The organism is Mesorhizobium sp. M0870, from assembly GCF_040319775.1.
Classification (GTDB): Bacteria; Pseudomonadota; Alphaproteobacteria; order Rhizobiales; family Rhizobiaceae; genus Mesorhizobium.
In genome coordinates this window covers 40,289-65,609 of record NZ_JAMYOI010000012.1, presented here as the reverse complement: position 1 = coordinate 65,609, position 25,321 = coordinate 40,289, and the positions used below count along the sequence as shown (strand labels likewise).

Below are 25,321 nucleotides of genomic sequence, written 5' to 3'. Positions count from 1 at the left end.
GGGTCAGTTCATTTCCGGGGCTTTTTTCGACTTTCGTCAAGGTCAGTTCTTTCGGGGCAGTTGCGGCACGAGGCTGCGCTTGCCGCCGTCCTTGCCCTTGGCTTCGGGCTTCTGCGCCACCAGCTTCTTGGCCGCGGGCTTTTTCGTCACGGCCTTTCTGGGCTTCGTTGTTTCTTCCGGCTCTTCCTTCTTCGGCTTCACCGGCGCCTCGTCGGCGAGTGATTCGAGCTTCAGGCCGGTCTCGCCGGTTTCCTTCTTCTCGACGGTGACACGCACCGTGCCGCCCTTCTTGAGCTTGCCGAACAGCACCTCGTCGGCCAACGGTTTCTTGATGTGCTCCTGGATTACCCGGCCGAGCGGCCGCGCTCCCATGCGCTCATCATAGCCCTTGTCGGCGAGCCAGGCGATCGCATCCGCCGACAGGTCGAAGGTGACGCCACGCTCGGAAAGCTGGGCCTCGAGCTGCATGACGAACTTCTGCACCACCTGATGAATGACCGGCACCGGCAACGAGCCGAACGGGATGATCGCATCGAGACGGTTGCGGAATTCCGGCGTGAACAGCCGGTTGATCGCCTCGACATCGTCGCCTTCGCGCTTGGTCGAGCCGAAGCCGATCGCCGCGCGCTGCGCATCCGACGCGCCCGCATTGGTGGTCATGATCAGGATCACATTGCGGAAGTCGATCTGCTTGCCGTTGTGGTCGGTCAGCTTGCCATGGTCCATAACCTGCAACAGGATGTTGAACAGGTCCGGATGTGCCTTCTCGACCTCATCGAGCAACAGCACGCAATGCGGATGCTGGTCGACGCCGTCCGTCAAAAGACCGCCCTGGTCGAAGCCGACATAGCCGGGAGGCGCGCCGATCAGCCGCGAGACGGTGTGGCGTTCCATATATTCCGACATGTCGAAGCGGATCAGCTCGACGCCGAGCGACGCGGCCAACTGCTTGGCCACTTCGGTCTTGCCGACGCCGGTCGGGCCGGAGAACAGGTAGGAGCCGATCGGCTTCTCCGGTTCGCGCAGGCCGGCACGCGCCAGCTTGATCGCCGAGGTCAACGCGGTGATCGCGGTGTCCTGGCCATAGACGACGCGCTTCAGCTCGATATCGAGACCCTGCAGCACCTTCTCGTCATCGGCCGAAACCGTCTTCGGCGGGATGCGGGCCATGGTGGCGATCGTCGCCTCGATCTCCTTGATGCCGATCGTCTTCTTGCGCTTGGCTTCCGGAACCAGCATCTGCGAGGCGCCGGTCTCGTCGATCACGTCGATCGCCTTGTCCGGCAGCTTGCGGTCGTTGATGTAACGTGCCGACAGCTCCACCGAGGCCTTGATCGCCTCGTTGGTGAACTTCACCTTGTGGAACTCCTCATAATAGGGCTTGAGGCCCTTCATGATCTCGATGGCGTCCGCGATGGTCGGTTCGTTGACGTCGATCTTCTGGAAGCGCCGCACCAAAGCACGGTCCTTCTCGAAGAACTGGCGGAATTCCTTGTAGGTGGTCGAGCCGATGCAGCGGATCGCACCCGATGACAGCGCCGGCTTCAACAGGTTGGACGCATCCATGGCGCCGCCTGAAGTAGCCCCTGCGCCGATGACCGTATGGATCTCGTCGATGAACAGCACGGCACCGGGATAGTCCTCGAGTTCCTTGACGACCTGCTTCAGCCGTTCCTCGAAATCGCCGCGATAGCGCGTGCCGGCGAGCAGCGTGCCCATGTCGAGCGCGAAGATGGTGGCGTTGTGCAGCACTTCGGGAACGTCGCCCTCGACGATGCGCTTGGCCAGACCCTCGGCGATCGCCGTCTTGCCGACGCCGGGATCACCGACATAGAGCGGGTTGTTCTTCGAGCGGCGGCACAGCACCTGAATGGTGCGGTTGATCTCGGACTCGCGGCCGATCAGCGGGTCGATCTTGCCGGCCTTGGCCTTGTTGTTGAGATTGACGCAATAAGCCGTCAGCGCATCCTGCTGCTGCTTCTTCTTGCCGCCTTCCTCTTGTGGCTCGGCGCCGTTCTGGCCGCCCTGCTCGTCATCGGCACCGCGCGGCGAGCGTGTCTCCGATGCGCCCGGACGCTTGGCAATGCCGTGCGAGATGTAGTTGACCGCGTCGTAGCGGGTCATCTGCTGTTCCTGCAGGAAATAGGCGGCATGGCTCTCGCGCTCGGCGAAGATGGCGACGAGGACGTTAGCGCCCGAAACCTCCTCGCGGCCAGACGACTGCACATGGATCACCGCGCGCTGGATGACGCGCTGGAAACCGGCGGTCGGCTTGGAGTCCTCGTCGTAACCGGTGACGAGGTTGTCGAGCTCGGTGTCGATATAGGTGAGAACCGTGTGCTTGAGCTCATCGAGATCGACATTGCAGGCGCGCATGACGGCGGCCGCCTCGGTGTCGTCGATGAGCGCGAGCAGCAGATGTTCTAGGGTTGCATATTCATGGTGCCGCTCATTGGCGAGCGTCAGCGCCTGGTGAAGCGCCTTTTCCAGGCCTTGGGAGAAAGCCGGCATGTTACCTCACTTCTTCTCCATCACGCATTGCAGCGGATGCTGATTCTGTCGGGCGAAATCCATGACCTGGGACACTTTGGTCTCGGCCACCTCGAATGTATAGACCCCGCACTCGCCCACTCCATGATTGTGAACATGAAGCATGATGCGTGTGGCGGCTTCGCGATCCTTCTGGAAAAAACGCTCCAGCACGTGAACCACGAACTCCATCGGAGTGTAGTCGTCGTTGAGGATGAGGACCCGATAAAGGCTGGGCTTCTTGGTCTTGGTTTTGGTGCGCGTGATGACGGCCGTCCCACGGCCGGCCCCATTGCCGTTACCGTCGCCGTCTTGCATCCGCACCACTCGTCTCGTGGCAGTCAAACCGATCGTCACGTATTCCTGCCTCTTTCGATTCCCCATGCGAGTTCGACATGTAGGTGTTCGATGTACGATTTTAAGCCCTTCTGGTTAGCTGACAATATGGCTAGGTCACCAAACTTGGACGATTTTCGCAATCGTGAAGGGGCGCGAGGCTCTGGAACGGAAATTGACACGAAAAAGCCGGGCCGCGTTTCCGTGGCCGGGCTTTTTCTCGGGTTCAAAGGCTGAATCTGGGGTCACGTCAGGCGAAATCAGTTCGCCCGGGCAAAATTACTTTGCCTTGGCAACGATCGATTCGAATGGCTTGTAAGCTTCCTTGGCGAGTTCGGCATAGAGATCGCCGATCTTGGTGGCCTCGGCGACGAACGCCTCATAGGACTGCTTGGCGTAATCCGACTGGATCTCGATCGCCTTTTCCAGCGACTTGGCTGAAAACAGCTTCTCCACCGTGGCGCTGCCGGTTTCAAAACTCTTCTTGGTGTATTCACCAGCTTCGGTGGCAATCGCCTGCGCGCCCTTGGACAGCGACGCAAAGCTCTTCAATCCGGTGTCGGCGAACTCTTTGCCGTATTTGCTGAAGTCCTCATAGGTCTGGGTCATTTCACGATTCCCTTGACGGTTGAAGCGTCCTTCTTCGGGGCGCCCTTGTGCAATGCAAGATAATATATTGTGCACCGCACAAAAGTCAAGATTTCGCGGGCTTGCGGACCCGCCTGCGCAGCCAATGGCTAAAAATCGAATAAAGAGAGCCACAAGCCCGAAGAAAATGGTGAACGCGGCGGTTACCATAAACGGATTGGTAACGCTGCGCCGGTAGCTTGGCCGGAAGCGAGGCAGGACCCTTTGCCGCCTCCAACGCAACGAAGAAATCCAAGGGAAGTACCAGTGCGTAAGGCGTTGTTGGGCATCGTTTCCAAATCTACCTCCCCTCTCAAAACGATGATGATCATCGCCCTGGCGATGACATTCGTTTTTGGCGACGTTGCCTCGTCGCTGGCGGCCAGGCAGGCGGCCATCGTCGTGGATGCCAAGACCGGCAAAGTGCTCTACTCCGCCGACGCCAACGGCAGGCGCTATCCGGCTTCGCTGACCAAGATGATGACGCTGTATCTGACCTTCGAAGCGATGGCGAAGGGCAAGATCAGCAGGAACACGCCAGTGGTGTTTTCCGCCAAGGCCTCCGCCGAGGCGCCGACGAAACTTGGCGTGAAGCCGGGCGGTTCCGTCACGGTCGAGACCGCGATCCTGTCGATCGTCACCAAGTCGGCGAATGACTCGGCCACCGCGCTCGGCGAAATGCTCGGCGGCAATGAAACCACTTTTGCCCGCATGATGACCGCCAAGGCGCGTGCGCTGGGGATGAACGGCACCGTGTTCCGCAACGCCAATGGCCTGCCCGACCCCGGCCAGTTCACCACCGCGCGCGACATGGCGACGCTCGGCATCGCGCTGCGCGAGCATTTTCCCCAGTATTACGGCTATTTCTCGCAGCGCTCCTTTCTCTATGGGCGCCAGCGCATCAACGGCCACAACCGTCTGCTTGGACGCATCAAGGGCGTCGACGGCATCAAGACTGGCTACACCCGCGCCTCCGGCTTCAACCTCGTCTCATCGGTTTCCGATGGCAATCGCCGCATCGTCGGCGTGGTCATGGGCGGCACCTCGGGCGGCAGCCGCGACAATCAGATGGCCAGCTTGATCAACACCTATCTGCCGAGGGCGTCGACTCGCGGTGGTGGCGATCTGGTCGCCAAGGCCGGTGGCAACAACCCGATCACCGCCCTTGCCAAGGTTCTCCTGCCCAAGCATGACGCTCCGACACCGGACGACAAGCCTGTCATAGCGCAGGACGATGTCACCGTTGCCGAGGACGCCACGGTCGCGGAAGACGATACCGCGCAGGCCGGAGAAGCAGCCCCCGTCGTCAAGACCAGAAAGGTCAAGACCGTCATCGTTTCAGCCCCCCAAGTCGCGACGGCCCAGGTTGTAGCGGCCTATGCCGAGCCGACGCCGGCGGCTGTCGACCCGGTCAACACCGCGTCGGTGCCTTCGGGTTGGGCCATTCAGGTCGCCTCGTCGCCCAAGCAGTCCGAGGCCCAGGCCTTTCTCGACAAGACCACCAAGCAGGCGCCCAAGGTGCTGGCGGACGCTTCCGGTTTCACTGTCGCCTTCGACAAGGATGGCGTCACCTACTACCGCGCCCGCTTCGGTGGCTTCGGTTCGAAGACCGCCGCCTGGAAGGCCTGTACCGCTTTGAAGAAGAAGAACATCGAGTGCTACGCCGTCCAGCAGTAGGACGGCGTGCAAGCCATCTCCCGGAAAAATTCTGCGTCGAAGGAGACTAGTTGTGATTGGAGAGCAAGACGTCCTTGGCTTCGTTAATCCGCGCCGCCAGGAAAGACGTGCCGCCGACATCGGGGTGCAGGCGCTGCATCAGGCGGCGGTGCGCCTTGCGGACATCCGCCGCGGCGGCCCCCGCTTCAAGACCAAGGACCTTGTAGGCCTCCTCCTTAGTCATGGCGCCCGGACCTGGCGCAACACCCAGCCCTTCGCCACCGTTCGTCTCAGCGTTTTTGCGCCAGACGGGAAATCTGCCGTCAAGATACGTCTCTAGCAGCTGTCGGCTCTCCGGATCGCCGGAGAGTTCGCGGTAGAGGTGTTGCAATTCCGCCAGCCCCATCGCGCCAAGCATCTTGCCTTCGTGGCGGCCAGCCAGGACCAGTCCTTCGAGGCCGCCGGTATCGTGATCGAGTTCCATTTCCAATGCCGCTGTGCGCACCGTCGAGCGTTTGCCCGGTGCAAGCCCGGCCGGCTGGCGTTTCATGCGCATGGAACCATACCAGGCAATTGCGCCGGTGAGAATCATGCCGCCGATGCCTTCCCGGCCGACCACAAGCACGGCGACGCCGACAAGTGCCAGAAGAGCCGGCCCGAGCGTTCGCAGCGTGCTCGCCAGTTTCGCCGGCTCGGCACGCAGAAAGATCGTCACCGCGCCGAGGAGCAGCAGAAGCAACGCTCCAAAAGCGATGATCGCGCCCATTATTTTCCGCCGCCCCGCAGATACTCGATCATCAGCCGGTCTTCCGGCCTGCCCCTGGCTTCGAGCGCCTTCAACCCGCCGGTCGCAAACACGGCGACGGCCGAAAGCAGTCCTGCCAGGGTCGCGGCAGCCCGCCGATCAAATCTAAACCAAGCCCCCTTGGACAGCCGCGCAATCTCTTTGAACGCCTTTTCTGCGCCGGAATCATGGCTTTCCTGAAACACGAAGACGGGAACGCCATGAAGGCCGAGGCTGCCGGCCTTTTCGGCCAGATCGTCGATATTCTCTTCCATCGCGTCGCCGATGTAGACCAGCGCATTGACCTTGGCGGCCGCCGTCTGTTTCAACGCATGCGTCAGGACCTTGCCGATCTGGGTGTGGCCGCTGCGGCATTCGATCCGCGTCATCAGCTGCTTCAAGGCATTGGTGTCGCTCACGAAAGCGGACGAACGGCACTCGCCGAGACCACGAAAATAAACCAGTTGCACGCTGAGGGTTCCGGCCTTGCCGACAGCGTCGAACATCTGGCCCTGCAGCTCACAAGCCAGATCCCAGGTCGGCTGGCGGCTCATTGTTGCGTCGAGAGCAAGGATCAGCCTGCCCGAATCGGTCGCCGACGCGGCAAGTGTCCTCGCCTGACGAATGAAGGCGTCGATCTCGCCGGCGTTGGATTGAGGCTTGATCGGCGCAGGATTGGTCCCCGCTGGCACAGGCTGCTTCTTATCGCTCATGAAAAACAAGATGTGGCGTTGCCACATCGCTTGCAAGCCCCACATCGGGCAGTGCAAAGGGCCAGGCGGTGATGCCACCTGGGGTCAGAGCAGACCGAGATCGGCCAGCTCGCGCCTGAGTTTCGGCGGCATCTCGATCAATCCGGCCTTGCCCTTACCCAGATCGAGCGGCGCGTCCGCCGGCTTCAGGTAGCGCCAGCCCTGAAAAGCCCGGCGTGGCTGCCAGTCGGTGCGTACAACCTCGGGGTCGAGTATCAGATGGCAACGGCCTATGCCTTCACTGTCGGTGAACGGCCGGATTTCGGTGATCAACTGGCGGCACTGCACATTGCCTTTGATCACCCAATAGAGCGAACCGCCATCGGTAACCTCGGCGCCGCGCGTCGGCATCATACGGGTGGTGTGATACTGCTCGACCGGCTCACCGGCGCGCCGCCGCTCGTCGAGGCGGAAGGCGATCCACTCTTCGAGATCCTCGACGCTGTCGCAGCCGACACAGAGTTTTATGAGATTGAGAGACATCGCTTAAGGTTAGTCCTGCACGCGAACGCGTCAACGACCGGATCGACTTCTCCACAGTGGCGGTTTAGGCCAGCCTTCAGCACTCCACGACGTTGACTGCAAGCCCGCCAAGGCTGGTTTCCTTGTACTTCTCGTTCATGTCGAGGCCGGTCTGGCGCATGGTCTCGATCGCCGCATCGAGCGGTACGAAATGGATGCCGTCGCCCTTGATGGCCAGTGACGCTGCCGTCACCGCCTTGACCGCGCCCAGCGCATTGCGTTCGATGCACGGCACCTGCACCAGCCCGCCGACCGGATCGCAGGTCATGCCGAGATGATGTTCGAGCGCGATCTCGGCGGCATTCTCGACCTGCTCGGGCGTGCCGCCCATGACGGCGCACAGGCCGGCCGCCGCCATCGCCGATGCCGAGCCGACCTCGCCCTGACAGCCGACCTCGGCGCCCGAGATCGACGCGTTGGTCTTGATGATGCCGCCAACGGCGGCAGCCGTCAGCAGGAAATCACGAATGCTCGGCTGGTCCGCCTCGGGATGGAAATGCAGCCAGTAGCGCAGCACCGCCGGCAGCGTGCCGGCAGCGCCATTGGTCGGCGCGGTGACGACGCGGCCGCCGGCGGCATTTTCCTCGTTCACGGCCATGGCGTAGATCGACAGCCAGTCATTGGCGAGCAAAGGATTGGGCTTGTTCTGCTGCCACTGCTCCTGCAGCTTATCGTGCAGCATGCGGGCACGGCGGCGCACCTTCAGCCCACCCGGCATGATGCCATCCTGCGACAGGCCACGGTCGATGCAGCCCTTCATGGCGCTCCAGATTCCGTCGAGGCCGGCGTCGAGCTCCTCGCGCGTCATCTGCGTCTCCTCGTTGACGCGTTTCATGTCGGCGATGGAAAGGCCGCTTTTGCCGGCCATGGCCAGCATCTCGACCGCATTCTTGAACGGATAAGGCACTTTCTTGCCTTCGGTTGTCACCGAACCTTTGGCTTTCATCCGCTGCAGTTCTTCTTCGGAAACCACGAAGCCGCCGCCGATCGAATAATAGATGCGCTTGAGCAGCAGGCGGCCGCCGGAATCATAGGCGTAGAACGCCATGCCGTTGGCGTGACCGGTGAGCGGCGTTTTGCGGTCCAGCACCAGATCGGTGGCCGGATCGAAGCGATAGGCGGGATGGCCGGGCGGCGAAATGCGCTTTTCGGCGGCGATGCGGCTGGCAATGCCATCGGCCTGGTCGGGATCGACCGTCTGCGGCGTCAGGCCGGCAAGGCCGAGCATGACGGCGCGATCACTGCCGTGGCCAATACCGGTATAGGCGAGTGACCCGTGCAGACTTGCGCCAAGCCGATCGACCTTGACGCCCGCCGGACGCGGCCAGTCATTTCCCGCGACCTCGTCGAGAAACCGCGCAGCGGCTGTCATCGGCCCCATCGTGTGCGAACTCGAGGGTCCTATGCCGATCTTGAACAGGTCGAAAACCGAAAGGAACACGCGGCGTTGTCTCCTGGCGTCAGGTCGATGACTACATATAGGAATTCCCACGATGTTTCCGCTCTTTTGGAAATCGCGGCGCTGCACCCGCCGACCTTGTTTGCTCCGGCAGCGACATTGGTGCCTTATCGCTGTAGGCGGACATCGAAGCGATCGCGCTGAATGTGCTAAATTCAGGCCATGGGCGATTCCCTCGATCTTTCGACAGCCGATCTCGCGGCGCTGGCCTTCTTCCTCGTCGCGTGGCTGCTGCACACGTTCGCCTCCGACGGCAAGCTGGTCAGCCGCATGTCACTGACGACGGCGATGAATGCACAGCGGCAAGCCTGGATGCGGACCATGGCCGAGCGCGAGATCCGCATCGTCGATACCGCCATCATGAGCGGGCTGCAGCAAGGCACCGCCTTCTTCGCCTCCAGCTCGCTGATCGCCATCGGCGGCTGTTTTGCCCTGCTCGGCGCATCCGACCGGGTTCTTGAAGTGCTCAGCGACCTGCCCCTGGGTGGCGCGCCGTCGCGCGCGGCCTTCCAGATAAAGGTGTTCGGGCTGGTGCTGATCCTGGCGTTTTCGTTCTTCAAATTCGGCTGGGCGTACCGGCTGTTCAACTATTGCACGATCCTGATCGGCGCCGTGCCGATCCCGCATGGCGAAGCCTCACGCAATCCGGTCACCGAAACGGCGGTGTGGCGTGCGGCGCAAATGAACATGCTGGCCGGAAAGCACTTCAACTCCGGCCTGCGCGGCGTGTTCTTCTCGATCGGTTATCTCGGCTGGTTCGTCGACCCAATGGTGTTCGTGTTGTCGACGCTGTTGCTGCTGGCCGTTCTGGTGCGGCGCCAGTTCTTCTCGGCCGCCAGGCAGGCGGTGATCGGTCAGCCGCCTGGAAAAGGCTGATCGATCCGGCCTGACAGCCAGTAGGCAAAAAGCCCGATCCATTCGCGGATGGCCATGGTGGCGGCCTGCAGCGAATCGGCTGGATTGTCGCGGAACAGGCCGATGCCTTCTTTGCCCGAGGTGCGATAGTCGACCGGCCAGGGAACAGTCGCAAAGCCAGCCTTGTCGAACAGCGCCTTGGCGCGCGGCATATGGAAGGCCGAAGTCACCAGCAGCCAGGTCTCGCCGGGCTTCGGCGTTAGCAACTCCTTGGTGAAGACCGCGTTCTCATAGGTGTTGCGGGACTTGTTCTCCAGGATCAGACGATCGGCGGCCACGCCAAGCGCGGTGAGCAGGCGCGGCGCGGTTGCGGCATCGCCCTCGCCATCGAGAAACAACGCGCCGGTGCCGCCGGAGACGACCACCTTGGCGGTAGGAAAGCGCCGGGCCAGAACTGCGGTCTCGACCATCCGATCTCCGCTGCTGTTCAACTCATAGCCGCCGCGCGCCAGATTGATGGCGCCCTCGAAGCCGCCGCCGAGCACGACGATGCCGTCGACCTTTGCCGGCAGCGGCGGGCGCGCGAAGCGCTCTTCCAGCGGATTGAGCATCATGGCGCCGAGCGACGTCCACGCTGACAGCGCAAGGACCAGAAATGCCAGCACGCTGCCGGTAGCCGCCAGCCGCCGGCGCCCGATCATGGCCGCGAGCAATCCCGCCAGCAGCAGAAAGATCGCCAGGTTCAGCGGCTGGATGAAGAACCAAAAGATCTTGGACAGGTAGAAGAACATCGCTCACCCCATTGCAGCGCCGCGCGGGCGTGCGCGCTCAAAGGACGCTAACACTTTGATTTTGCGCAGGATCCTTCCGAAAATCGATTCGACTTTCAGGGCATGCGCTAGACGAGCGACGTCCCTACCACCACTTCTCCGGCTGGAACGTGCCTGCGGCCTGCTCGATGACGGCAGCGGTCTGGAACAGGGTTTCCTCATCGAACGGCCGGCCGATCAGCTGCAGGCCGAGCGGCAGGCCCTTGGCGTCGAGCCCGGCGGGCACAGCGATGCCCGGCAGGCCCGCCATGTTCACAGTGACGGTGAAGATGTCGTTCAGGTACATCTTGACCGGATCGGCAGCCATGTCCTCGTCGGCGATGCCGAAGGCGGCGGACGGCGTTGCCGGGGTCAGGATGACATCGACGCCGGCGGCGAAGACAGTCTCGAAATCCCGCTTGATCAGATTGCGCACCTTCTGCGCCTGCAGATAGTAGGCGTCGTAATAGCCGGCCGACAGCACATAGGTGCCGATCATGATGCGGCGCTTGACCTCGCGGCCGAAACCCGCGGCGCGGGTCTTCTCATACATGTCGACGATATCCTTGCCCGGCACGCGCAAGCCGTAGCGGACGCCATCATAGCGGGCGAGGTTGGACGAAGCCTCGGCCGGCGCCACGATGTAATAGGCGGGCAGCGCGTATTTCGTATGCGGCAGGGAAATGTCGACGATCTCGGCGCCGGCGTCCTTCAGCCAGGCAATGCCCTTCTGCCACAGCGCTTCGATCTCTTCGGGCATGCCGTCGACGCGGTATTCCCTGGGAATGCCGACCTTCATGCCCTTGATCGGCTTGCCGATCACCGCCTCATAATCCGGCACCGGCCGGTCGACCGACGTCGTGTCCTTCGGATCGACAGAGGCCATCGATTTCAACAGGATCGCGGCATCGCGTACGTCGCGCGCGATCGGGCCGGCCTGGTCGAGCGACGAGGCGAACGCGACGATACCCCAGCGTGAGCAGCGGCCATAGGTCGGCTTGATGCCGACCGTCCCGGTGAAGGCGGCCGGCTGGCGGATCGAGCCGCCAGTGTCCGTCGCGGTCGCGCCGGCGCACAGGAAGGCGGAGACTGCCGTGGCCGACCCGCCAGAAGAGCCACCCGGCACCAACTGCGCATTGTCCAGGCTGCGCACGGTCCTCGTGCCGCCGGCCGAAACGAAGCCGCCGTCGCCCTGATGCGTCGTGGGCATCACCGCAGTATCGAGGCGCGAGCGCCGCCACGGATTGATGACCGGGCCATAGTAGGACGTCTCGTTGGACGAGCCCATGGCGAACTCGTCCATGTTGAGTTTGCCGAGCATAACGGCGCCGTCGGCCCACAGATTTGACGTAACGGTCGATTCGTAGCGCGGCTTGAACCCGTCGAGCACATGGCTGCAAGCCTGCGTGTGGACGCCTTCGGTGCCGAACAGGTCCTTGATCCCCAACGGAATGCCTTCCAGCGCACCGCCCTCGCCCTTGACCAGCCTGGCGTCGGACGCCTTGGCCATGTCGCGCGCCTTGTCGCCGGTCACGGCGACATAGGCATTGAGCGCCGGATTGGCGCGCTCGATAGCGCCGAGATAGGCCTCGGTGATCTCGGTCGCGGTGATTTCCTTGTCGCGCAGCTTGGCGCGGGCCTGTGAAATCGTCAGCTGGGTCAGGTCGCTCATCAAAGGCTCTTTTCGTAAAACACCGACCACTCAGAATCGGGATAATCCAGCACCGGGCCGCAGCGCGAAAACCCGGCGCGTTCGTAGACTGTCCACGCCGCGGGATGACGATCGCCCGTCTCCAGCACCAGGCGCTTCAGCCCCTCGTTGCGCGCCAGCGATCCGACCCGCTCAACGATTTTCGCGCCGATCTTCTGCCCGCGATGCGACGGCCTGATATACATGCGCTTGACCTCGCCAATGGCGCCGTCATGACGCTTCAGCGCGCCGCAGCCAATGGCCAGGCCATTATCGCGGGCGATGAAAACCGTCGTGTCCTCACCGGCCATCTGCTCGACCGTCAAATGGTAGCAATGCTCCGGCGGCGTCAGTTCGAGCAAGGTCTCGTTGAGTTCCGTGACCAGCCTGCGCACGTCGTCCTGGAGCGGCTTCTCAATGGCGATCTCGATTGCCATCGGCCGACTTACTCCACGACCTTCGGCACGAGGAAGAAATTCTCTTCGGTCGCCGGCGCGTTAGCGACGATGTCGGCGGCCTTGCCGCCGTCGGTGACGACATCGCTGCGCTTCTTCATGTCCATCGGCGTTACCGAGGTCATTGGTTCGACACCGGAAACATCGACCTCGTTCAGCTGCTCGACGAAGCCCAGAATGGCGTTCAGCTCCCCGGTCATCCGTTCGGCATCTTCTTCGCTCACCGCGATGCGGGCGAGATGCGCGACGCGCTTCACTGTCTGAAGATCTACGGACATGTTTTTGCCTCGGGGAAAACCAGTTCGGGCTATAGCGGCGCCGCGCGCGCTGCGCAACATGCATCGTGCGAGAGACCAGGCTGTGCCGGCGGCCCGCTCGTGGGCCCTCAGAATACGTCTATGGCAGAGCAACGCCTTCGCACAGATAGTAGCTGCCGCTGTTGCCGCTTGCTTCGCTTTCGTCGTCGACGGGCCGAACCGACACGAGATCGATCTGCTTGGCGTTCATTTGCGTCACGGAGAGAACGTCGGGAAAGACATAACCCGGTTCCTGGCAGATGGCCGTCACCGCCCAGCTCGGCGAAGCCGTGGCCTTGCTGATCTGCAGAAACTCGCAATTGTATTCGACGCTCTGCAGGCCGTGCGCCGAAAGCACGATGTTGCCTGCGTCGATCAGCGTTTGCAGCGTGTCCTTTTTGGCCTGTTTGCAAAGCTCCTCGGATTGCAGGTAGACGCCCTCGATGAAATCATCCGCGGCGAGCGCGGGCGACGCCGCGACCAACATCGATACACAAAGAGATTTCCTCAAAGCCATGGTCTTATTCCGCTTTCGCCACGCCTAGATCGTAATCGTCTCACCGATATCAGGCAATGCCACCGTCACGCCGGACCCTTCCATGCCGGCCTCGAACTTGTCGGCGGTCGGATCGATCATCGGAAACGTGCCGAAGTGACAGGGAACCACGGTATCGAATTTGAAGAAGCGCCGGCAGGCAAGTGCAGCCACCGCGCCGCCCATGGTGAAACGGTCGCCGATCGGCACGATGCCGATCTTCGGTTCATGCAACTCGTTGATCAGCGCCATGTCGGAGAAGATGTCGGTGTCGCCCATGTGATAGAGCGTCTTGTCTTCCGGGAAATGCAGGACGAGGCCGCCCGGATTGCCGAGATAGGTGTTCTGGCCGCCCTCGCCGGGGAACGAGGATGAGTGCAGCGCCTGGACAAAAGTGGTGGTGAAGCTGCCGCAATCGACGGTGCCGCCGATGTTGCCCGGGTTGATCTTCTTGTCGCTGACCCCCTTGCCGACCAGATACATGCAGATCTCGAAATTGGCGACCAGCTGCGCGCCGCTTTTGCCGAGCACTTCCACGGCGCCGCTGATGTGATCGCTGTGGCCATGCGTCAGCAGCACATGCGTGATCCCCTCGGCCGGTCCCTCCCAGCCGCCCGTCCAGGACGGATTGCCGATCAGATAGGGATCGATGAGGATCTTGGCATCAGCGGTCTCGATGCGAAAGGCCGAGTGGCCGTACCAGGTCAGTTTCATGAATGCATTCCTCGATTTTTATCTTGCCAAAGGATAGAACGCCGATGGCCCCGAGATCAAAGGGTTACTTGTCCGCCACGCGTTTGACAAAACACCTGGTGGTGAAAGGCGAAGGACGGCCGGTGGGCATTATCACGATCGAAGAATTGCCGGCGCGGCTAACCGGCGGCAAGACGCTGGCGGGGCTTGACCTCGGCGACAAGACGATCGGCGTCGCGGTCTCGGACCAGAGGTTTTCCTTCGCCCATCCGCGCCCGGTCATCATGCGAAGGAAATTCTCGCTCGATGCGGCGGTGCTGCTCGCCTTGCTGCACAAGGAGAATGCCGGCGCGGTGGTGATTGGGCTGCCGATCAACATGGACGGTTCGGAAGGTCCGCGTGCGCAGAAATCACGCGCCTTCGTCCGCAACATGGCCCAGATAAGCGACCTGCCGTTCGTGCTCTGGGATGAGAGACTATCGACGGTCGCGGCCGAAAGGACGCTGATCGAGATGGATTTCTCGCGCCGCAAACGCGCCGGCAAGATCGATTCGGCGGCTGCCGCGTTTATTCTGCAGGGAGTTTTGGACCGGCTTCAGTCGCTCCACGCATCCGCTCGAACGGAACCGGACCCGCCCAGCGCTGTCTGACCCAGCCGGCGATTTCGCGGCGACGGCGGAAGGCCCAAAGCGCCATCAGCAGCAACCCGTCGAAGACGCACGTCTTCGCCACCATGCCGGGAATGATCGCCGGGTCGATGCCGAGCATCTGACCATAGAGCTGGAAGAAGAAGTCGTGCATCTGTCGGCTGAGCATCGTGTAGCCGAAATTGATGTCATTGGCCGACAGATAGAACCAGCCCCAGAAAATCGCCATCGGCGCCGCCCAGAATCCGAAGATGTAGCGCATCAGCGGCCTCCCCTGGGATGGGAGCCGGTCTTGGACACCGTTCGGCCTGATATGAGTGAAAGCAGCGAATTGTGGGCCGCGGCTTTTGCCATGCCGTGCGCGATGGCATGGATCTCGCTTTCGCCCGAAGCCGCTGTCGCAACCAAGGATCGCCGTTCGGCAAGCATGGCGACATAGGACGCCAGAAGTGCCGCCAGTTGCACGGCGACAGCCATGAACAGCCCGTTGATGCCTTGCGCGGCGCCACCGACGACGATCAGCGACAACACGCCGGACGCGCATATGAAGGCGATGCGGGCGACGCTGTCGGCGCCCGCGCTGGTCGCGTCGTTGACCAGGGCTTCGACAAAGGCCCAGAAAAACAGAACCGCGACGACAAGCAATGCGGTGGCGAGCGGCGCCACGACGACGAAATTGTCGAGGTCGACGAAGCGGGTACCCTCGATTGTAGTGCCCAGCACGCCGAGCGCCGCCGCCACACCCCGGTTTACGTCGATGCAGATTAGCGCAAGCAGGGCGAAAACAATCGCCCAGTGCAAGGCCAGAAAAGAGGTCAGTACCTGTCGCATCGGTGTTCCTGCTTCGCAAAGCAAGAGACGGCCAATCTGAACCATTCCCTGCTTGCACTAGGACAGTGGGCCTTGCCGTCCGCCATCGCAATGGAAACCATTTGTTAAGGTTAACGGCGATTAGCCATACGCGTGAAGATGCCCGCCAACGCGTCAAAACTGTGGATGGCGCCGGTTTTTGCGATGCTCGCGGCTCAGTTCACCGGCGGATAGAGCGTGTCGATGATCATGCGTGCATCGTGGCGCGAATCGATCATGCCATAGGTGTTGCGCCATTGGCCGGCCAAACGCGTCTCGACGAAAGCGTCGGCGATCCGCCCTGCCCCCAGACGGCGCAATTCCGCCGCCGCAGCCGACAGCGCCAGCTGCTCGGTCAGCAGCCGGGCAGAACCTTCGTCGGTTGAGGCAACCTGCATCGCCGCCTTCAGCACGCCGATCGTGCCGCGTCCGCCGGCGCCGAGATCACGGTCGATGCCGGCCAGCACATCCTCGAACAGGCCGGGCGCACGGCCGAGCACGCGCAGCACATCAAGCGCCATGACATTGCCCGAGCCTTCCCAGATCGCGTTGACCGGGGCCTCGCGATAGTAGCGGGCGAGTGGCGCCTCCTCGACATAGCCATTGCCGCCGAGGCACTCCATAGTCTCATAGAGCAAAGGCGGCGCGATCTTGCAGACCCAGTATTTGACGACCGGCGTCATGGCCCGAGCAAACGCCGCCTCGCCGCGATCGCTGGCCGCCTCGTCGAAGGAGCGCGCCAACCGGAACGACAGCGCGGTGGCGGCGGCGACATCGAGCGCCATGTCGGCCAGAACGCGCTGCATCAACGGCTGCTCGATCAGGGTCGAACCGAACACCTGGCGATGGCGGGCGTGGTGAACGGCCTCGGCCAGGCCCGCGCGCATGATCGCCGACGATGCGATGGCACAATCGAGCCGGGTCAGGGTGACCATGTCCATGATCGTCTTCACACCGGCACCGGCTTCGCCGACCATCTCGCCGATAGCATTGACAAATTCGACTTCGGAGGAGGCGTTGGAACGATTGCCGAGCTTGTCCTTCAGCCGCTGAAAGCGGAAGCCGTTGCCCGAACCGTCACCGAGAACGCGCGGCACGAGGAAGCACGATAGTCCCTCAGGCGCCTGCGCCAGCACCAGGAAGGCATCCGACATCGGCGCGGACATGAACCATTTGTGCCCGTTCAGACGATAAAAACCGCTGCCGGCGCGTTCCGCCCTCGTCACATTGGCGCGCACATCGGTGCCGCCCTGTTTCTCGGTCATGCCCATGCCGAGGGTCAGCCCGGTCTTCTCGACCGGCGGTTTCTGGCTCTGGTCGTATTTGCGCGTCGTCACGCGCGGCGCCCATTCGCGAAACAGTTTCGGGCTGGCCATCAAGGCCGCCAGCGAAGCGTTGGTCATGGTGATGGGGCACAGATGCCCGGTCTCCAGCTCCGCCGTCAGATAAAACCGGGCGGCACGGACCTGATGGCGGCGGCCGATCTCGGTGTCGCCGTTCTCCCACACCGAGGAATGCAGCCCGTTGGCCACAGAGCGGCGCATCAAGGCGTGATAGGCGGGATGGAACTCGACCACGTCGATGCGCCGTCCCTGGCGATCATGCGTCCTGAGCTTCGGCGTCTCGACATTGGCGAGGCGCGCCAATTCCTGCGCCTCCTGCGTCAGCACAAAGCGGCCGAGACCATCGAGTTCCCGGCGCACCGGATCGGAAAAACGCTCCGCTAGCTGGATCAGCAACGGATCGCCCCGCCAGGCGTTGCCGCCCGTCAGCGGCGGCGGCTGGTTCGTCACGTCGTCGGTCACGCCCAATCCTTCTATCGTCAGAAAGCCACGAATCCGGGGCTGTCGGCTAGATATAGCCAAGCCATGCAGCGCGCGCGATGAAAATACCGGCCGATACAATCGGCTATCTACACGAAAAAATTGAGGAGAACGGCTACAATGCAAAGCTGGCGCTTGCAGCCGCAAAGTCTCCACCCTATAGCAGCGCCTTGAGATGACCGACGCTTCGTCCCCCTATCCTCATCGCCATCTTCTGGGCATCCGCGACCTTTCCCCCGCCGATATCGAGCTGTTGCTCGACAGGGCGGACCGGGCGGTCGCGATCTCGCGGCAGTCGGAGAAGAAAACCTCGACGCTGCGCGGTCGCACACAGATCAACCTCTTCTATGAAGCCTCGACGCGCACACAGTCGTCGTTCGAGCTTGCCGGAAAGCGGCTCGGCGCCGATGTCATGAACATGTCGGTGGCAAGCTCTTCGGTGAAGAAGGGCGAAACGCTCATCGACACGGCGATGACGCTGAACGCCATGCGGCCCGACATCCTGATCATCCGCCACCAATCGGCCGGTGCTGCCGCCCTTCTGGCGCAGAAGGTCGGCTGCTCCGTCGTCAACGCCGGCGACGGCGCGCATGAACACCCGACACAGGCGCTGCTCGATGCGCTGACCATTCGTCGCGCCAAGGGTCCGCTGTCGAAGCTCATCGTGGCAATCTGCGGCGACATCCTGCATTCGCGCGTGGCGCGTTCCAACATCATGCTGCTCAACGCGCTCGGCGCGCAGGTGCGCGTCGTCGCTCCGTCGACGCTGCTGCCCACCGGCATCGAGAAGATGGGCGTCATCGTAACCCGTTCGATGGCCGAAGGCCTCAAGGGCGCCGATGTGGTGATGATGCTGCGCCTGCAGCGCGAGCGCATGGAGGGCGCCTTCGTGCCTTCGGTCCGCGAATATTTCCGCTATTTCGGCCTCGATGCCGAGAAACTGAAGGCCGCCAAGGATGACGCGCTGGTGATGCATCCCGGGCCGATGAACCGCGGCGTCGAGATCGCCTCGGAAATCGCCGACGGTCCGCAAAGCGTCATCCAGGAACAAGTTGAAATGGGCGTCGCCGTGCGCATGGCGGTGATGGAAGCGCTTCTTGACCCGCGCCGTAATCAAGAGGGCCGCGGCGCATGAGCATAACGGTCTTTGAGCGCGCCCGCGTTGTCGACCCCTCGCGCGGCATCGATGAAGTCGGCGCCGTCTTCGTCGATGGCCGCAAGATCGTAGCCGCCGGCAAAGCAGCGCTGAACCAGGGCGCGCCCGAGGGCGCCACCGTTATCAACTGCGCCGGCAAGGCGATCATTCCAGGCCTGATCGACGGCCGTGTCTTCATCGGCGAACCGGGCGGCGAGCATCGCGAGACCATTGCGTCGGCAAGTGTCGCGGCGGCGGCCGGCGGCGTCACATCCATCGTCATGATGCCCGATACCGATCCGGTGATCGACAATGTGGCGCTGGTCGAATTCGTGCTGCGCACCGCCAAGGACACGGCCATCGTCAACGTCTTTCCGGCTGCGGCGATCACCAAGGGCCTCGACGGGCGCGAAATGACCGAGTTCGGCCTGCTGCGCGAAGCCGGCGCCGTCGCCTTCACCGATGGCCGCCACACCATATCGAGCGCGCTGGTGATGCGCCGCGCGCTGACCTATGCGCGCGACTTCGACGCCACCATCGTGCATGAGACGCAGGATGCGGACCTCGGTTCATCCGGCGTGATGAATGAAGGCCTCTACGCCAGTTGGCTCGGCCTCTCCGGCGTTCCGCGCGAAGCCGAATCCATCCCGCTGGAGCGCGATCTGGCCTTGGCCCGGCTGACGCGTGGTTCGTACCATGCAGCAAAGATCTCGACGGCGATGGCGGCAAACGCCATAACGCGTGCGAAAGCCGACGGCGCGACGGTGACGTCAGGCGTGGCGATCCACAATCTGTCGCTGAATGAAAACGATGTCGGCGAATACCGCACCTTCTTCCGCCTGACGCCACCTTTGCGCGCCGAGGAAGACCGGTTGGCGATGATCGAGGCGGTCAGGGACGGCACGATCGACATCATCGTCTCCTCGCATGATCCGCAGGATGTCGACACCAAGCGCCTGCCCTTCGCCGATGCGGCGGCCGGCGCCATAGGGTTGGAGACGCTTCTGGGCGCCGCACTGCGGCTCTACCACAATGGCGATGTGCCGTTGCTGCGGCTGATAGAAACCCTGTCCACCGCTCCCGCAAAACTGTTCGGCCTGCCCGGCGGCACGCTGAAGCCGGGCGCTGTCGCCGATCTTGCGCTTGTCGACCTCGACGGACCCTGGATCGTCAGCGAAAGCGGCATTCGTTCGCGGTCGAAAAACACCTGTTTCGAAGGCGCGCGACTGCAAGGCAAGGTCTTGCAAACGCTGGTTGCGGGCCGCACAGTGTTTTCCGCCTGAACCGGCCACGGCGCATCGCGCCTGATCCGGCCGAACTGGGGAAATGCGGGGGAAACAATGATTTACAGCCTCATCCCAGCGCTCGTGTTCGGCTATTTGCTTGGCTCGATTCCGTTCGGGCTCCTGCTCACCCGCGCGGCTGGCCTTGGCGATGTGCGCAAGATCGGCTCCGGCAATATCGGCGCCACCAACGTTCTGCGCACCGGAAACAAGGGCCTTGCCGCCGCGACGCTGCTGCTCGACGCGCTGAAGGGCACGGCCGCCGTGCTGATAGCAGGCCATTTCGCGCCTGACCTGGCGATCTGGGCCGGTCTCGGCGCCTTTCTCGGTCATCTCTTCCCGGTCTGGCTCGGTTTCAAGGGCGGCAAGGGCGTCGCCACCTATCTCGGTGTGCTGATCGGCCTTTCCTGGCAGGTGGCGCTGATCTTCGCCGTCGCCTGGCTGGTGATGGCATTCCTCTTCCGGTATTCCTCGCTTGCGGCGCTGACAGCGGCGGTCATCGTGCCGATCGCCCTCCATGTCCTGAGCACACCGCAGAATGCGGCCTTGTTCGTGCTGATGAGCATCATCGTTTTCATCAAGCACCGGGAAAACATTTCACGCCTGCTTGCCGGCACCGAGGGCAAGATCGGAGCCAAGGGGTGAGCGAGCCTGCCGCCGTCGTGAGTGGGCCGGCCGCCGGGCCGCGTCTCAGCGACCGGCAGCGGCTGAGCTGGCTGCGGCTGATCCGCACCCAGAATGTCGGCCCCGCATCCTTTCGCGACCTCATCAACCGTTTCGGTTCGGCCGAGGTGGCGCTGGAGATATTGCCGGAACTGATGATTTCGGGCGGCGCCATCCGGATCGCTCGCATCCCTTCCGTTGCCGAAGCCGAGGCGGAACTGGAACTAGCCGGAAAGGCCGGCGCCCGCTTTGTCGGGATCGGTGAGACAGACTACCCACCCCTGTTGCGCAACATGGACCATCCGCCGCCCCTGCTGGCGGTAAAGGGCAACGCAGCTGTTTTCCGGCTGCCGGGTGTCGCCATCGTCGGGGCACGCAACGCGTCGCTGGCCGGCATCAAGATGGCACGCATGCTGGCAGCCGACCTCGGCCGCGACGGCTACGCAATCGTCTCCGGCCTGGCGCGCGGCATCGACACCGCGGCGCATCAGGGCAGTCTTGCGACCGGCACGATCGGCGTCCTGGCTGGCGGTCTCGACCTGCCTTACCCGCCTGAAAATGCCGGCCTGTGCGAGGAAATCGCCGAGCGTGGCGCCATCATTTCGGAGATGCCGTTCGGCTGGCAGCCGCGCGCCCAGGATTTTCCGCGCCGCAACCGCCTTGTTGCGGGTGCGGTCCTTGGGCTGGTGGTGGTCGAGGCAGCGCAACGCTCCGGCTCCCTGATCAGCGCCAGGCTTGCCGGCGAAATGGGCCGGCTGGTCTTTGCCGTGCCGGGCTCACCGCTCGATCCACGCGCCGCCGGTACCAACGGCCTGCTCAAGGATGGTGCCACCCTGGTCACCGAGGCATCGGATATTTCCAGGGCGATCGCCCCGCTGACCGGCATGCGGGCGCCCGACGTGCCGCCGTTCGAAGAGCCGCCCGACTTCTCGGCCACACCACCGCCCGGCGAAAGCGACCGCGCCCGCGTCATCGAGGCGCTCGGCCCGACGCCAGTGGCGGTCGACGAGATCATCCGCCACACCGGCCTGCACCCGGCCCAGGTCTTCATGGTGCTGCTGGAACTCGACCTCGCCGGCCGGCTCGAACGCCACGCCGGCGCCAATGTTTCGCTGGTGTTCGGGGAGCCTTCGGTCTGACGCTGTTCGCATTTTCGCGCCGCCGAACTCCTTCGAGAAGCTCGGCGAGGATGGCCTTTTCAGCCGGCTTTCCGCTTTGCCGCGCCTGTGCTCATCTGTTCGACGCCAAGACCGGCCGGCGGATTGTAGGGCAAAGGTCTGATATCCCGAGGCAAAGGTCTCAAGCAAAAGTTGGCTCTTGCCACTCGCGTCCGTTGGCACCAATCTCGCTCAGCCGCTCATCGGTGGATGTCGGCATGACAGGATCTTGCCATGACACGCGATCAGATGCTCGCCCACCTTCGATCCGCCGACGCGGTCGCGCGCGAGGCGGCGGCGCATGGGCATCATCCGTTTGGTTGCGTGCTGGTCGGGCCGGACGATCGGGTGCTGATGCGGCAAGGCAATCTCGACACGGTGCGCCACGCCGAGACGGAGCTCGCCCGGCGCGCCGCGGCAGCCTACGAGCCGGAGTTCTTATGGCAATGCACGCTGGTCTCAACCGGTGAGCCCTGCGCGATGTGCACCGGAACGCTCTACTGGGCGAATATCGGCCGGCTGGTCTACGGCTTCGAGGAGACCGAGCTGCTGGCGCTCACCGGGGATCACGCAGAGAATCCGACGATGAGCCTCTCTTCGCGCACCGTCCTCGACTCCGGCCAGAAAAAGATCGAGGTCTTTGGCCCCTTCCCCGAAATCGCCGACGAGATGCTCGCACCGCACCGCGCTTTCTGGAAGCGTTGACGGCTTCCCCACCGGTTGTGGTGTGCCCTTCCCGAGAGATGGGTGACAGTTTATCGCGTGGATTTGGTGAGCGCGATGGGATTCGAACCCATGACCTACTGATTAAAAGTCAGTTGCTCTACCGGCTGAGCTACGCGCTCCCGCGGGCGAAAGGCGGCCCTCGAAATTGCGCGGAACATAGGGAGAGTGCCTCGACCGGTCAACCGGAAAAAGAGGGCTCGCAAACACGGGCGGCTTCGCCCTGTCGCGACACTTGCCAGCCGCGCCATCGGTGGGAGAACAGCCAAGGGAACACTGGCATTTCTGCCCGACAGCGGCATCCAGTCTGGGGAACAATTGTATGCGCCGCTCGTTTTCCCGGCACAGGGACGTCCGCCAAACTATCGAGGAGAAGACCAATGAACAGAATCACAACGAGCCTGCTGGCGGCCACTCTCTCCGTCACATTCGTTGCGGCGGAGGCGGTGTCCGTTAATGCCCAACCGAACTATGTGCCGCAATCCCAGGTCGCGGTGCCGGATGTGCAGACAGTCCAGTACCGGGAGTGGCGTAAGGACCGCCACAATCGCAATTTTTCGCGTGACCGCAGTTTTTCGCGTGACCGCAATTTTTCCCGCAATCGCGGCGCATATTGGAACGGCCATCGGGGCTATCGCGAATATCGCCCCGGCTACCGTCGTCACGGCGATTATTGGTTCCCGCTTGCCGCCTTCGCTACTGGCGCGCTGATTACCGGCGCAATCATCAACAACGAAAACAACCGCGTCTACGGAGGCAACGCCCACGTCCAATGGTGCTACGACCGCTATCGCAGCTACCGTGCTTCGGACAACACGTTCCAGCCGAATTACGGCCCTCGCAAGGAGTGCCGTTCGCCTTACTGATCAAGGCGCGTTTAAGTAGCTGAGATGCGTTAGTGGAGCTCGCGCCGGCAACGGCGCGGGCTTTTGATCCTTTGGCCGGAAGACGAACAGTTGCCGTCAGCTTGCCCAGTTGATGCTCTTGAGCATCAGATAAAAGCCACCGCCGTCCTCTCTGCTGGGACAACGATAGATACCCAACCCATTGCAGATACGGGCCATCACCGCACTGAGTTCCCAACCAACCACTTCCAGCGCATTGTCCGCATCCGTCGCATAGGCTTGGGCCAGTTCGTCGATGCCATTCTGCTCCCCGAAGGATCGGACTAGCTTTGCATCGCTGAGGAGCTCGCTGGGCAGGCTGGAATTTGCCCAAGCCCACAGCCAGTTTCCGGCCTCCGTGCTCGTTGAGCCGACAATCTGGATTTCGGTAACGACCTTGGCGACCCCGTCTTGCGAGAACAGAAGCGTTCCGGCCGTCAGGTCATAGTCATAGCGCAACCAGCTACCGAGGTGGAGATCTTTTTTCAAGCGTGCATTCTTGGCCTTCAGCTGTTCGATAGCCTCGTCGCGCCAAGCAGGATACCAATCTGGCTGCATTCCTCGCGCCCCATCACCCGCCACTGATGGCTGTTTATGACACGCTGAGCGTCCTGCGCACAGCATCGCGCCAACCAGCGAGCTTAGCTGCGCGCACGGAGCCATCCATGTCCGGCTTGAAGCGCCGTTCGAGTGCCCAACTCTTCGCAAACTTCTTTGCATCCGGCCAAACGCCAGCTTTCGAGCCGGCCAGCCAGGCTGCACCGAGCGCGGTCGTCTCGAGAATGGTCGGGCGGTCGACCGGCGCATCGAGGATGTCGGCCAGCCGCTGCATGGTCCAGTCCGACGCCACCATGCCGCCATCGACACGCAGCACTGTCTTGGCCGAAGCGCCTTTCCAGTCCTTGCGCATGGCGTCGAGCAGGTCGCGTGTCTGGTAGGCGACGGATTCGAGCGCGGCGCGGGCAAACTCCGCCGGTCCTGAATTGCGCGTCAGTCCGAAAATCGCACCGCGTGCCTCGGCGTCCCAATGCGGCGCGCCGAGCCCGACGAAGGCCGGCACCAGATAGACGTTTTGGGTCGGATCGGCTTCATCAGCCAGTTTGCCGCTCTGTTCGGCCTTGCCGATCACCTTGATGCCATCACGCAGCCATTGCACCGCAGCACCGGCAATGAAGATCGAGCCCTCCAGCGCGTAAGTCGTCTTGCCGTTCAGCCTGTAGGCAATGGTGGTCAAGAGCCGGTTCTTCGAACGCACCAGGTCGCTGCCTGTGTTGAGGAGCGCAAAACAGCCGGTGCCGTAGGTCGATTTCATCATGCCTGGCTCGAAGCAGGCCTGGCCGATGGTTGCCGCATGCTGGTCGCCGGCGACACCGAGGATTCTTATCTCGGCGCCAAAGAGATTTTTCTCCGTGATTCCATAGTCATCGGCGCAGTCCTTCACCTCGGGAAGCATTTCTACCGGGATGTTGAGGATCGACAGCAACTCGTCGTCCCAGGCATTCTCAGCGATATTGTAGACCAGCGTGCGCGAGGCGTTGGTGGCGTCCGTTGCGTGGACCTTGCCGCCGGTCAGCCGCCAGATCAAAAAGCTGTCGATGGTGCCGGCGAGCAATTCGCCCTTCTCGGCGCGTTTTTTCGCGCCTTTCACCTTGTCCAACATCCAGGCGATTTTGGTGCCGGAAAAATAGGGATCGAGCAGCAGGCCGGTCTTGCGGGTGAACTTTTTCTCCAACCCTTGCTTCTTGAGTTTCTGGCACAGCGGCGCGGTGCGCCGGTCCTGCCAGACAATGGCATTGTGGATCGGCTTGCCGGTCGCCCTGTCCCAGATGACCACGGTTTCGCGCTGATTGGTGATGCCGATCGCGGCCACGTCGGAAGCATTCCGGCCGGCCTTCTTCAGCGCCGCCTTCACGGTCGACACCACACTCGCCCAGATATCCTCGGGATCGTGCTCGACCCAGCCGGAAGCCGGATAGTGCTGGGCGAATTCCTTTTGCCCGCTGCCGGCGACCTTCATCTCGCCGTCGAACAGTATCGCCCGGGTCGAAGTCGTGCCCTGGTCGATGGCAAGGATATATCCGGTCATTATGCCTCCCCGCTTTGTCTTTTACACAAACAGGGGAGACGGCAAGATGCCGCCTCCCCCAATGTCACACGGG

General features: G+C 62.7%; 27 protein-coding genes and 1 tRNA gene. 9 read left to right on the top strand and 19 right to left on the bottom strand.

The window, feature by feature from the left end; genetic code table 11:
- Positions 1-42: 42 nt before the first annotated feature.
- The 3 genes from clpA to NKH97_RS16435 all read right to left on the bottom strand — a co-directional run bounded on the left by clpA (position 43) and on the right by NKH97_RS16435 (position 3,474).
- Complete coding sequence (clpA, locus tag NKH97_RS16445; RefSeq protein WP_023812949.1) at positions 43-2,511, bottom strand: ATP-dependent Clp protease ATP-binding subunit ClpA; 2,469 nt, start codon at positions 2,509-2,511, stop codon at positions 43-45.
- A 6-nt stretch (positions 2,512-2,517) separates the two neighbouring features.
- The gene (gene clpS / locus NKH97_RS16440; protein ID WP_023812950.1) at positions 2,518-2,847 is read right to left on the bottom strand and encodes an ATP-dependent Clp protease adapter ClpS; all 330 of its coding nucleotides are present in this window, start codon (positions 2,845-2,847) and stop codon (positions 2,518-2,520) included.
- A 297-nt stretch (positions 2,848-3,144) separates the two neighbouring features.
- The gene (locus NKH97_RS16435; protein ID WP_013531776.1) at positions 3,145-3,474 is read right to left on the bottom strand and encodes a phasin family protein; all 330 of its coding nucleotides are present in this window, start codon (positions 3,472-3,474) and stop codon (positions 3,145-3,147) included.
- A 285-nt stretch (positions 3,475-3,759) separates the two neighbouring features.
- Here NKH97_RS16435 and NKH97_RS16430 point away from each other — a divergent pair, with 285 nt between their 5' ends.
- A complete protein-coding gene (locus NKH97_RS16430) occupies positions 3,760-5,169 on the top strand; it encodes a D-alanyl-D-alanine carboxypeptidase (protein WP_023812951.1) in 1,410 nt (469 codons plus the stop codon).
- 46 nt (positions 5,170-5,215) lie between these two features.
- Here NKH97_RS16430 and NKH97_RS16425 read toward each other — a convergent pair whose 3' ends face one another.
- The 4 genes from NKH97_RS16425 to NKH97_RS16410 all read right to left on the bottom strand — a co-directional run bounded on the left by NKH97_RS16425 (position 5,216) and on the right by NKH97_RS16410 (position 8,647).
- Positions 5,216-5,914: a DnaJ domain-containing protein gene (locus NKH97_RS16425; RefSeq protein WP_023812952.1), complete on the bottom strand. Its 699-nt coding sequence runs from the start codon at positions 5,912-5,914 to the stop codon at positions 5,216-5,218.
- Positions 5,914-6,645: a hypothetical protein gene (locus NKH97_RS16420; RefSeq protein WP_023812953.1), complete on the bottom strand. Its 732-nt coding sequence runs from the start codon at positions 6,643-6,645 to the stop codon at positions 5,914-5,916. The genes NKH97_RS16425 and NKH97_RS16420 overlap by 1 nt, the downstream gene beginning before the upstream one ends.
- Before the next feature lie 84 nt (positions 6,646-6,729).
- A complete protein-coding gene (locus NKH97_RS16415) occupies positions 6,730-7,167 on the bottom strand; it encodes a DUF1489 family protein (RefSeq protein WP_013531780.1) in 438 nt (145 codons plus the stop codon).
- A gap of 76 nt (positions 7,168-7,243) precedes the next feature.
- Positions 7,244-8,647 (bottom strand): L-serine ammonia-lyase, encoded by a 1,404-nt coding sequence (locus NKH97_RS16410; RefSeq protein ID WP_127295570.1) that lies wholly within the window; start codon positions 8,645-8,647, stop codon positions 7,244-7,246.
- 180 nt (positions 8,648-8,827) lie between these two features.
- Here NKH97_RS16410 and NKH97_RS16405 point away from each other — a divergent pair, with 180 nt between their 5' ends.
- Positions 8,828-9,541, top strand: coding sequence for a DUF599 domain-containing protein (locus NKH97_RS16405; RefSeq protein ID WP_027161543.1), 714 nt, complete (start codon positions 8,828-8,830; stop codon positions 9,539-9,541).
- On the opposite strand, the gene NKH97_RS16400 is transcribed toward NKH97_RS16405, so the two are convergent.
- The 6 genes from NKH97_RS16400 to NKH97_RS16375 form a co-directional block, all read right to left on the bottom strand.
- A complete protein-coding gene (locus tag NKH97_RS16400) occupies positions 9,520-10,311 on the bottom strand; it encodes a YdcF family protein (RefSeq protein ID WP_352553072.1) in 792 nt (263 codons plus the stop codon). The genes NKH97_RS16405 and NKH97_RS16400 overlap by 22 nt on opposite strands.
- Before the next feature lie 124 nt (positions 10,312-10,435).
- A complete protein-coding gene (locus tag NKH97_RS16395; protein ID WP_023812956.1) occupies positions 10,436-12,001 on the bottom strand; it encodes an amidase in 1,566 nt (521 codons plus the stop codon).
- A complete protein-coding gene (locus NKH97_RS16390; RefSeq protein ID WP_352612921.1) occupies positions 12,001-12,456 on the bottom strand; it encodes a GNAT family N-acetyltransferase in 456 nt (151 codons plus the stop codon). Before NKH97_RS16390 ends, NKH97_RS16395 begins: the two co-directional genes overlap by 1 nt.
- Before the next feature lie 8 nt (positions 12,457-12,464).
- The gene (gene gatC / locus NKH97_RS16385) at positions 12,465-12,752 is read right to left on the bottom strand and encodes an Asp-tRNA(Asn)/Glu-tRNA(Gln) amidotransferase subunit GatC (protein WP_023812958.1); all 288 of its coding nucleotides are present in this window, start codon (positions 12,750-12,752) and stop codon (positions 12,465-12,467) included.
- A gap of 118 nt (positions 12,753-12,870) precedes the next feature.
- On the bottom strand, positions 12,871-13,287 hold the full coding sequence (locus tag NKH97_RS16380; protein ID WP_352553071.1) for a hypothetical protein: 417 nt from the start codon (positions 13,285-13,287) through the stop codon (positions 12,871-12,873).
- Positions 13,288-13,311: 24 nt separating this feature from the next.
- Entirely contained in the window at positions 13,312-14,019 is a 708-nt protein-coding gene (locus NKH97_RS16375; protein WP_352553069.1) for a metal-dependent hydrolase, read from the bottom strand.
- A gap of 122 nt (positions 14,020-14,141) precedes the next feature.
- Between NKH97_RS16375 and ruvX the strand changes: the two genes are divergently transcribed.
- Positions 14,142-14,648 (top strand): Holliday junction resolvase RuvX, encoded by a 507-nt coding sequence (ruvX, locus tag NKH97_RS16370; protein WP_352612923.1) that lies wholly within the window; start codon positions 14,142-14,144, stop codon positions 14,646-14,648.
- Here ruvX and NKH97_RS16365 read toward each other — a convergent pair.
- The 3 genes from NKH97_RS16365 to NKH97_RS16355 form a co-directional block, all read right to left on the bottom strand.
- Complete coding sequence (locus tag NKH97_RS16365) at positions 14,566-14,907, bottom strand: DUF6105 family protein (RefSeq protein ID WP_023812962.1); 342 nt, start codon at positions 14,905-14,907, stop codon at positions 14,566-14,568. The two genes, ruvX and NKH97_RS16365, sit on opposite strands and share 83 nt — an antisense overlap.
- On the bottom strand, positions 14,907-15,476 hold the full coding sequence (locus NKH97_RS16360; protein WP_352797918.1) for a hypothetical protein: 570 nt from the start codon (positions 15,474-15,476) through the stop codon (positions 14,907-14,909). Before NKH97_RS16360 ends, NKH97_RS16365 begins: the two co-directional genes overlap by 1 nt.
- A gap of 194 nt (positions 15,477-15,670) precedes the next feature.
- A complete protein-coding gene (locus NKH97_RS16355; RefSeq protein WP_023812964.1) occupies positions 15,671-17,299 on the bottom strand; it encodes a DNA alkylation response protein in 1,629 nt (542 codons plus the stop codon).
- Positions 17,300-17,492: 193 nt separating this feature from the next.
- Between NKH97_RS16355 and NKH97_RS16350 the strand changes: the two genes are divergently transcribed.
- The 5 genes from NKH97_RS16350 to NKH97_RS16330 all read left to right on the top strand — a co-directional run bounded on the left by NKH97_RS16350 (position 17,493) and on the right by NKH97_RS16330 (position 22,260).
- On the top strand, positions 17,493-18,452 hold the full coding sequence (locus tag NKH97_RS16350) for an aspartate carbamoyltransferase catalytic subunit (RefSeq protein WP_127411308.1): 960 nt from the start codon (positions 17,493-17,495) through the stop codon (positions 18,450-18,452).
- Entirely contained in the window at positions 18,449-19,735 is a 1,287-nt protein-coding gene (locus NKH97_RS16345; protein ID WP_352612929.1) for a dihydroorotase, read from the top strand. The genes NKH97_RS16350 and NKH97_RS16345 overlap by 4 nt, the downstream gene beginning before the upstream one ends.
- Positions 19,736-19,792: 57 nt before the next feature.
- On the top strand, positions 19,793-20,380 hold the full coding sequence (gene plsY / locus NKH97_RS16340) for a glycerol-3-phosphate 1-O-acyltransferase PlsY (protein ID WP_352612931.1): 588 nt from the start codon (positions 19,793-19,795) through the stop codon (positions 20,378-20,380).
- 17 nt (positions 20,381-20,397) lie between these two features.
- Positions 20,398-21,537 (top strand): DNA-processing protein DprA, encoded by a 1,140-nt coding sequence (gene dprA, locus NKH97_RS16335; protein ID WP_023812967.1) that lies wholly within the window; start codon positions 20,398-20,400, stop codon positions 21,535-21,537.
- Positions 21,538-21,789: 252 nt separating this feature from the next.
- Complete coding sequence (locus NKH97_RS16330; protein WP_352612933.1) at positions 21,790-22,260, top strand: nucleoside deaminase; 471 nt, start codon at positions 21,790-21,792, stop codon at positions 22,258-22,260.
- A gap of 64 nt (positions 22,261-22,324) precedes the next feature.
- On the opposite strand, the gene NKH97_RS16325 is transcribed toward NKH97_RS16330, so the two are convergent.
- Positions 22,325-22,400 (bottom strand) — tRNA-Lys (locus NKH97_RS16325).
- 258 nt (positions 22,401-22,658) lie between these two features.
- Here NKH97_RS16325 and NKH97_RS16320 point away from each other — a divergent pair.
- Positions 22,659-23,144: a BA14K family protein gene (locus NKH97_RS16320; protein ID WP_023812969.1), complete on the top strand. Its 486-nt coding sequence runs from the start codon at positions 22,659-22,661 to the stop codon at positions 23,142-23,144.
- A 96-nt stretch (positions 23,145-23,240) separates the two neighbouring features.
- On the opposite strand, the gene NKH97_RS16315 is transcribed toward NKH97_RS16320, so the two are convergent.
- Both NKH97_RS16315 and glpK read right to left on the bottom strand, forming a co-directional pair.
- Positions 23,241-23,720: a DUF6882 domain-containing protein gene (locus NKH97_RS16315; RefSeq protein ID WP_128303598.1), complete on the bottom strand. Its 480-nt coding sequence runs from the start codon at positions 23,718-23,720 to the stop codon at positions 23,241-23,243.
- A 34-nt stretch (positions 23,721-23,754) separates the two neighbouring features.
- A complete protein-coding gene (gene glpK / locus NKH97_RS16310) occupies positions 23,755-25,248 on the bottom strand; it encodes a glycerol kinase GlpK (RefSeq protein ID WP_352612934.1) in 1,494 nt (497 codons plus the stop codon).
- Positions 25,249-25,321 lie beyond the last annotated feature (73 nt).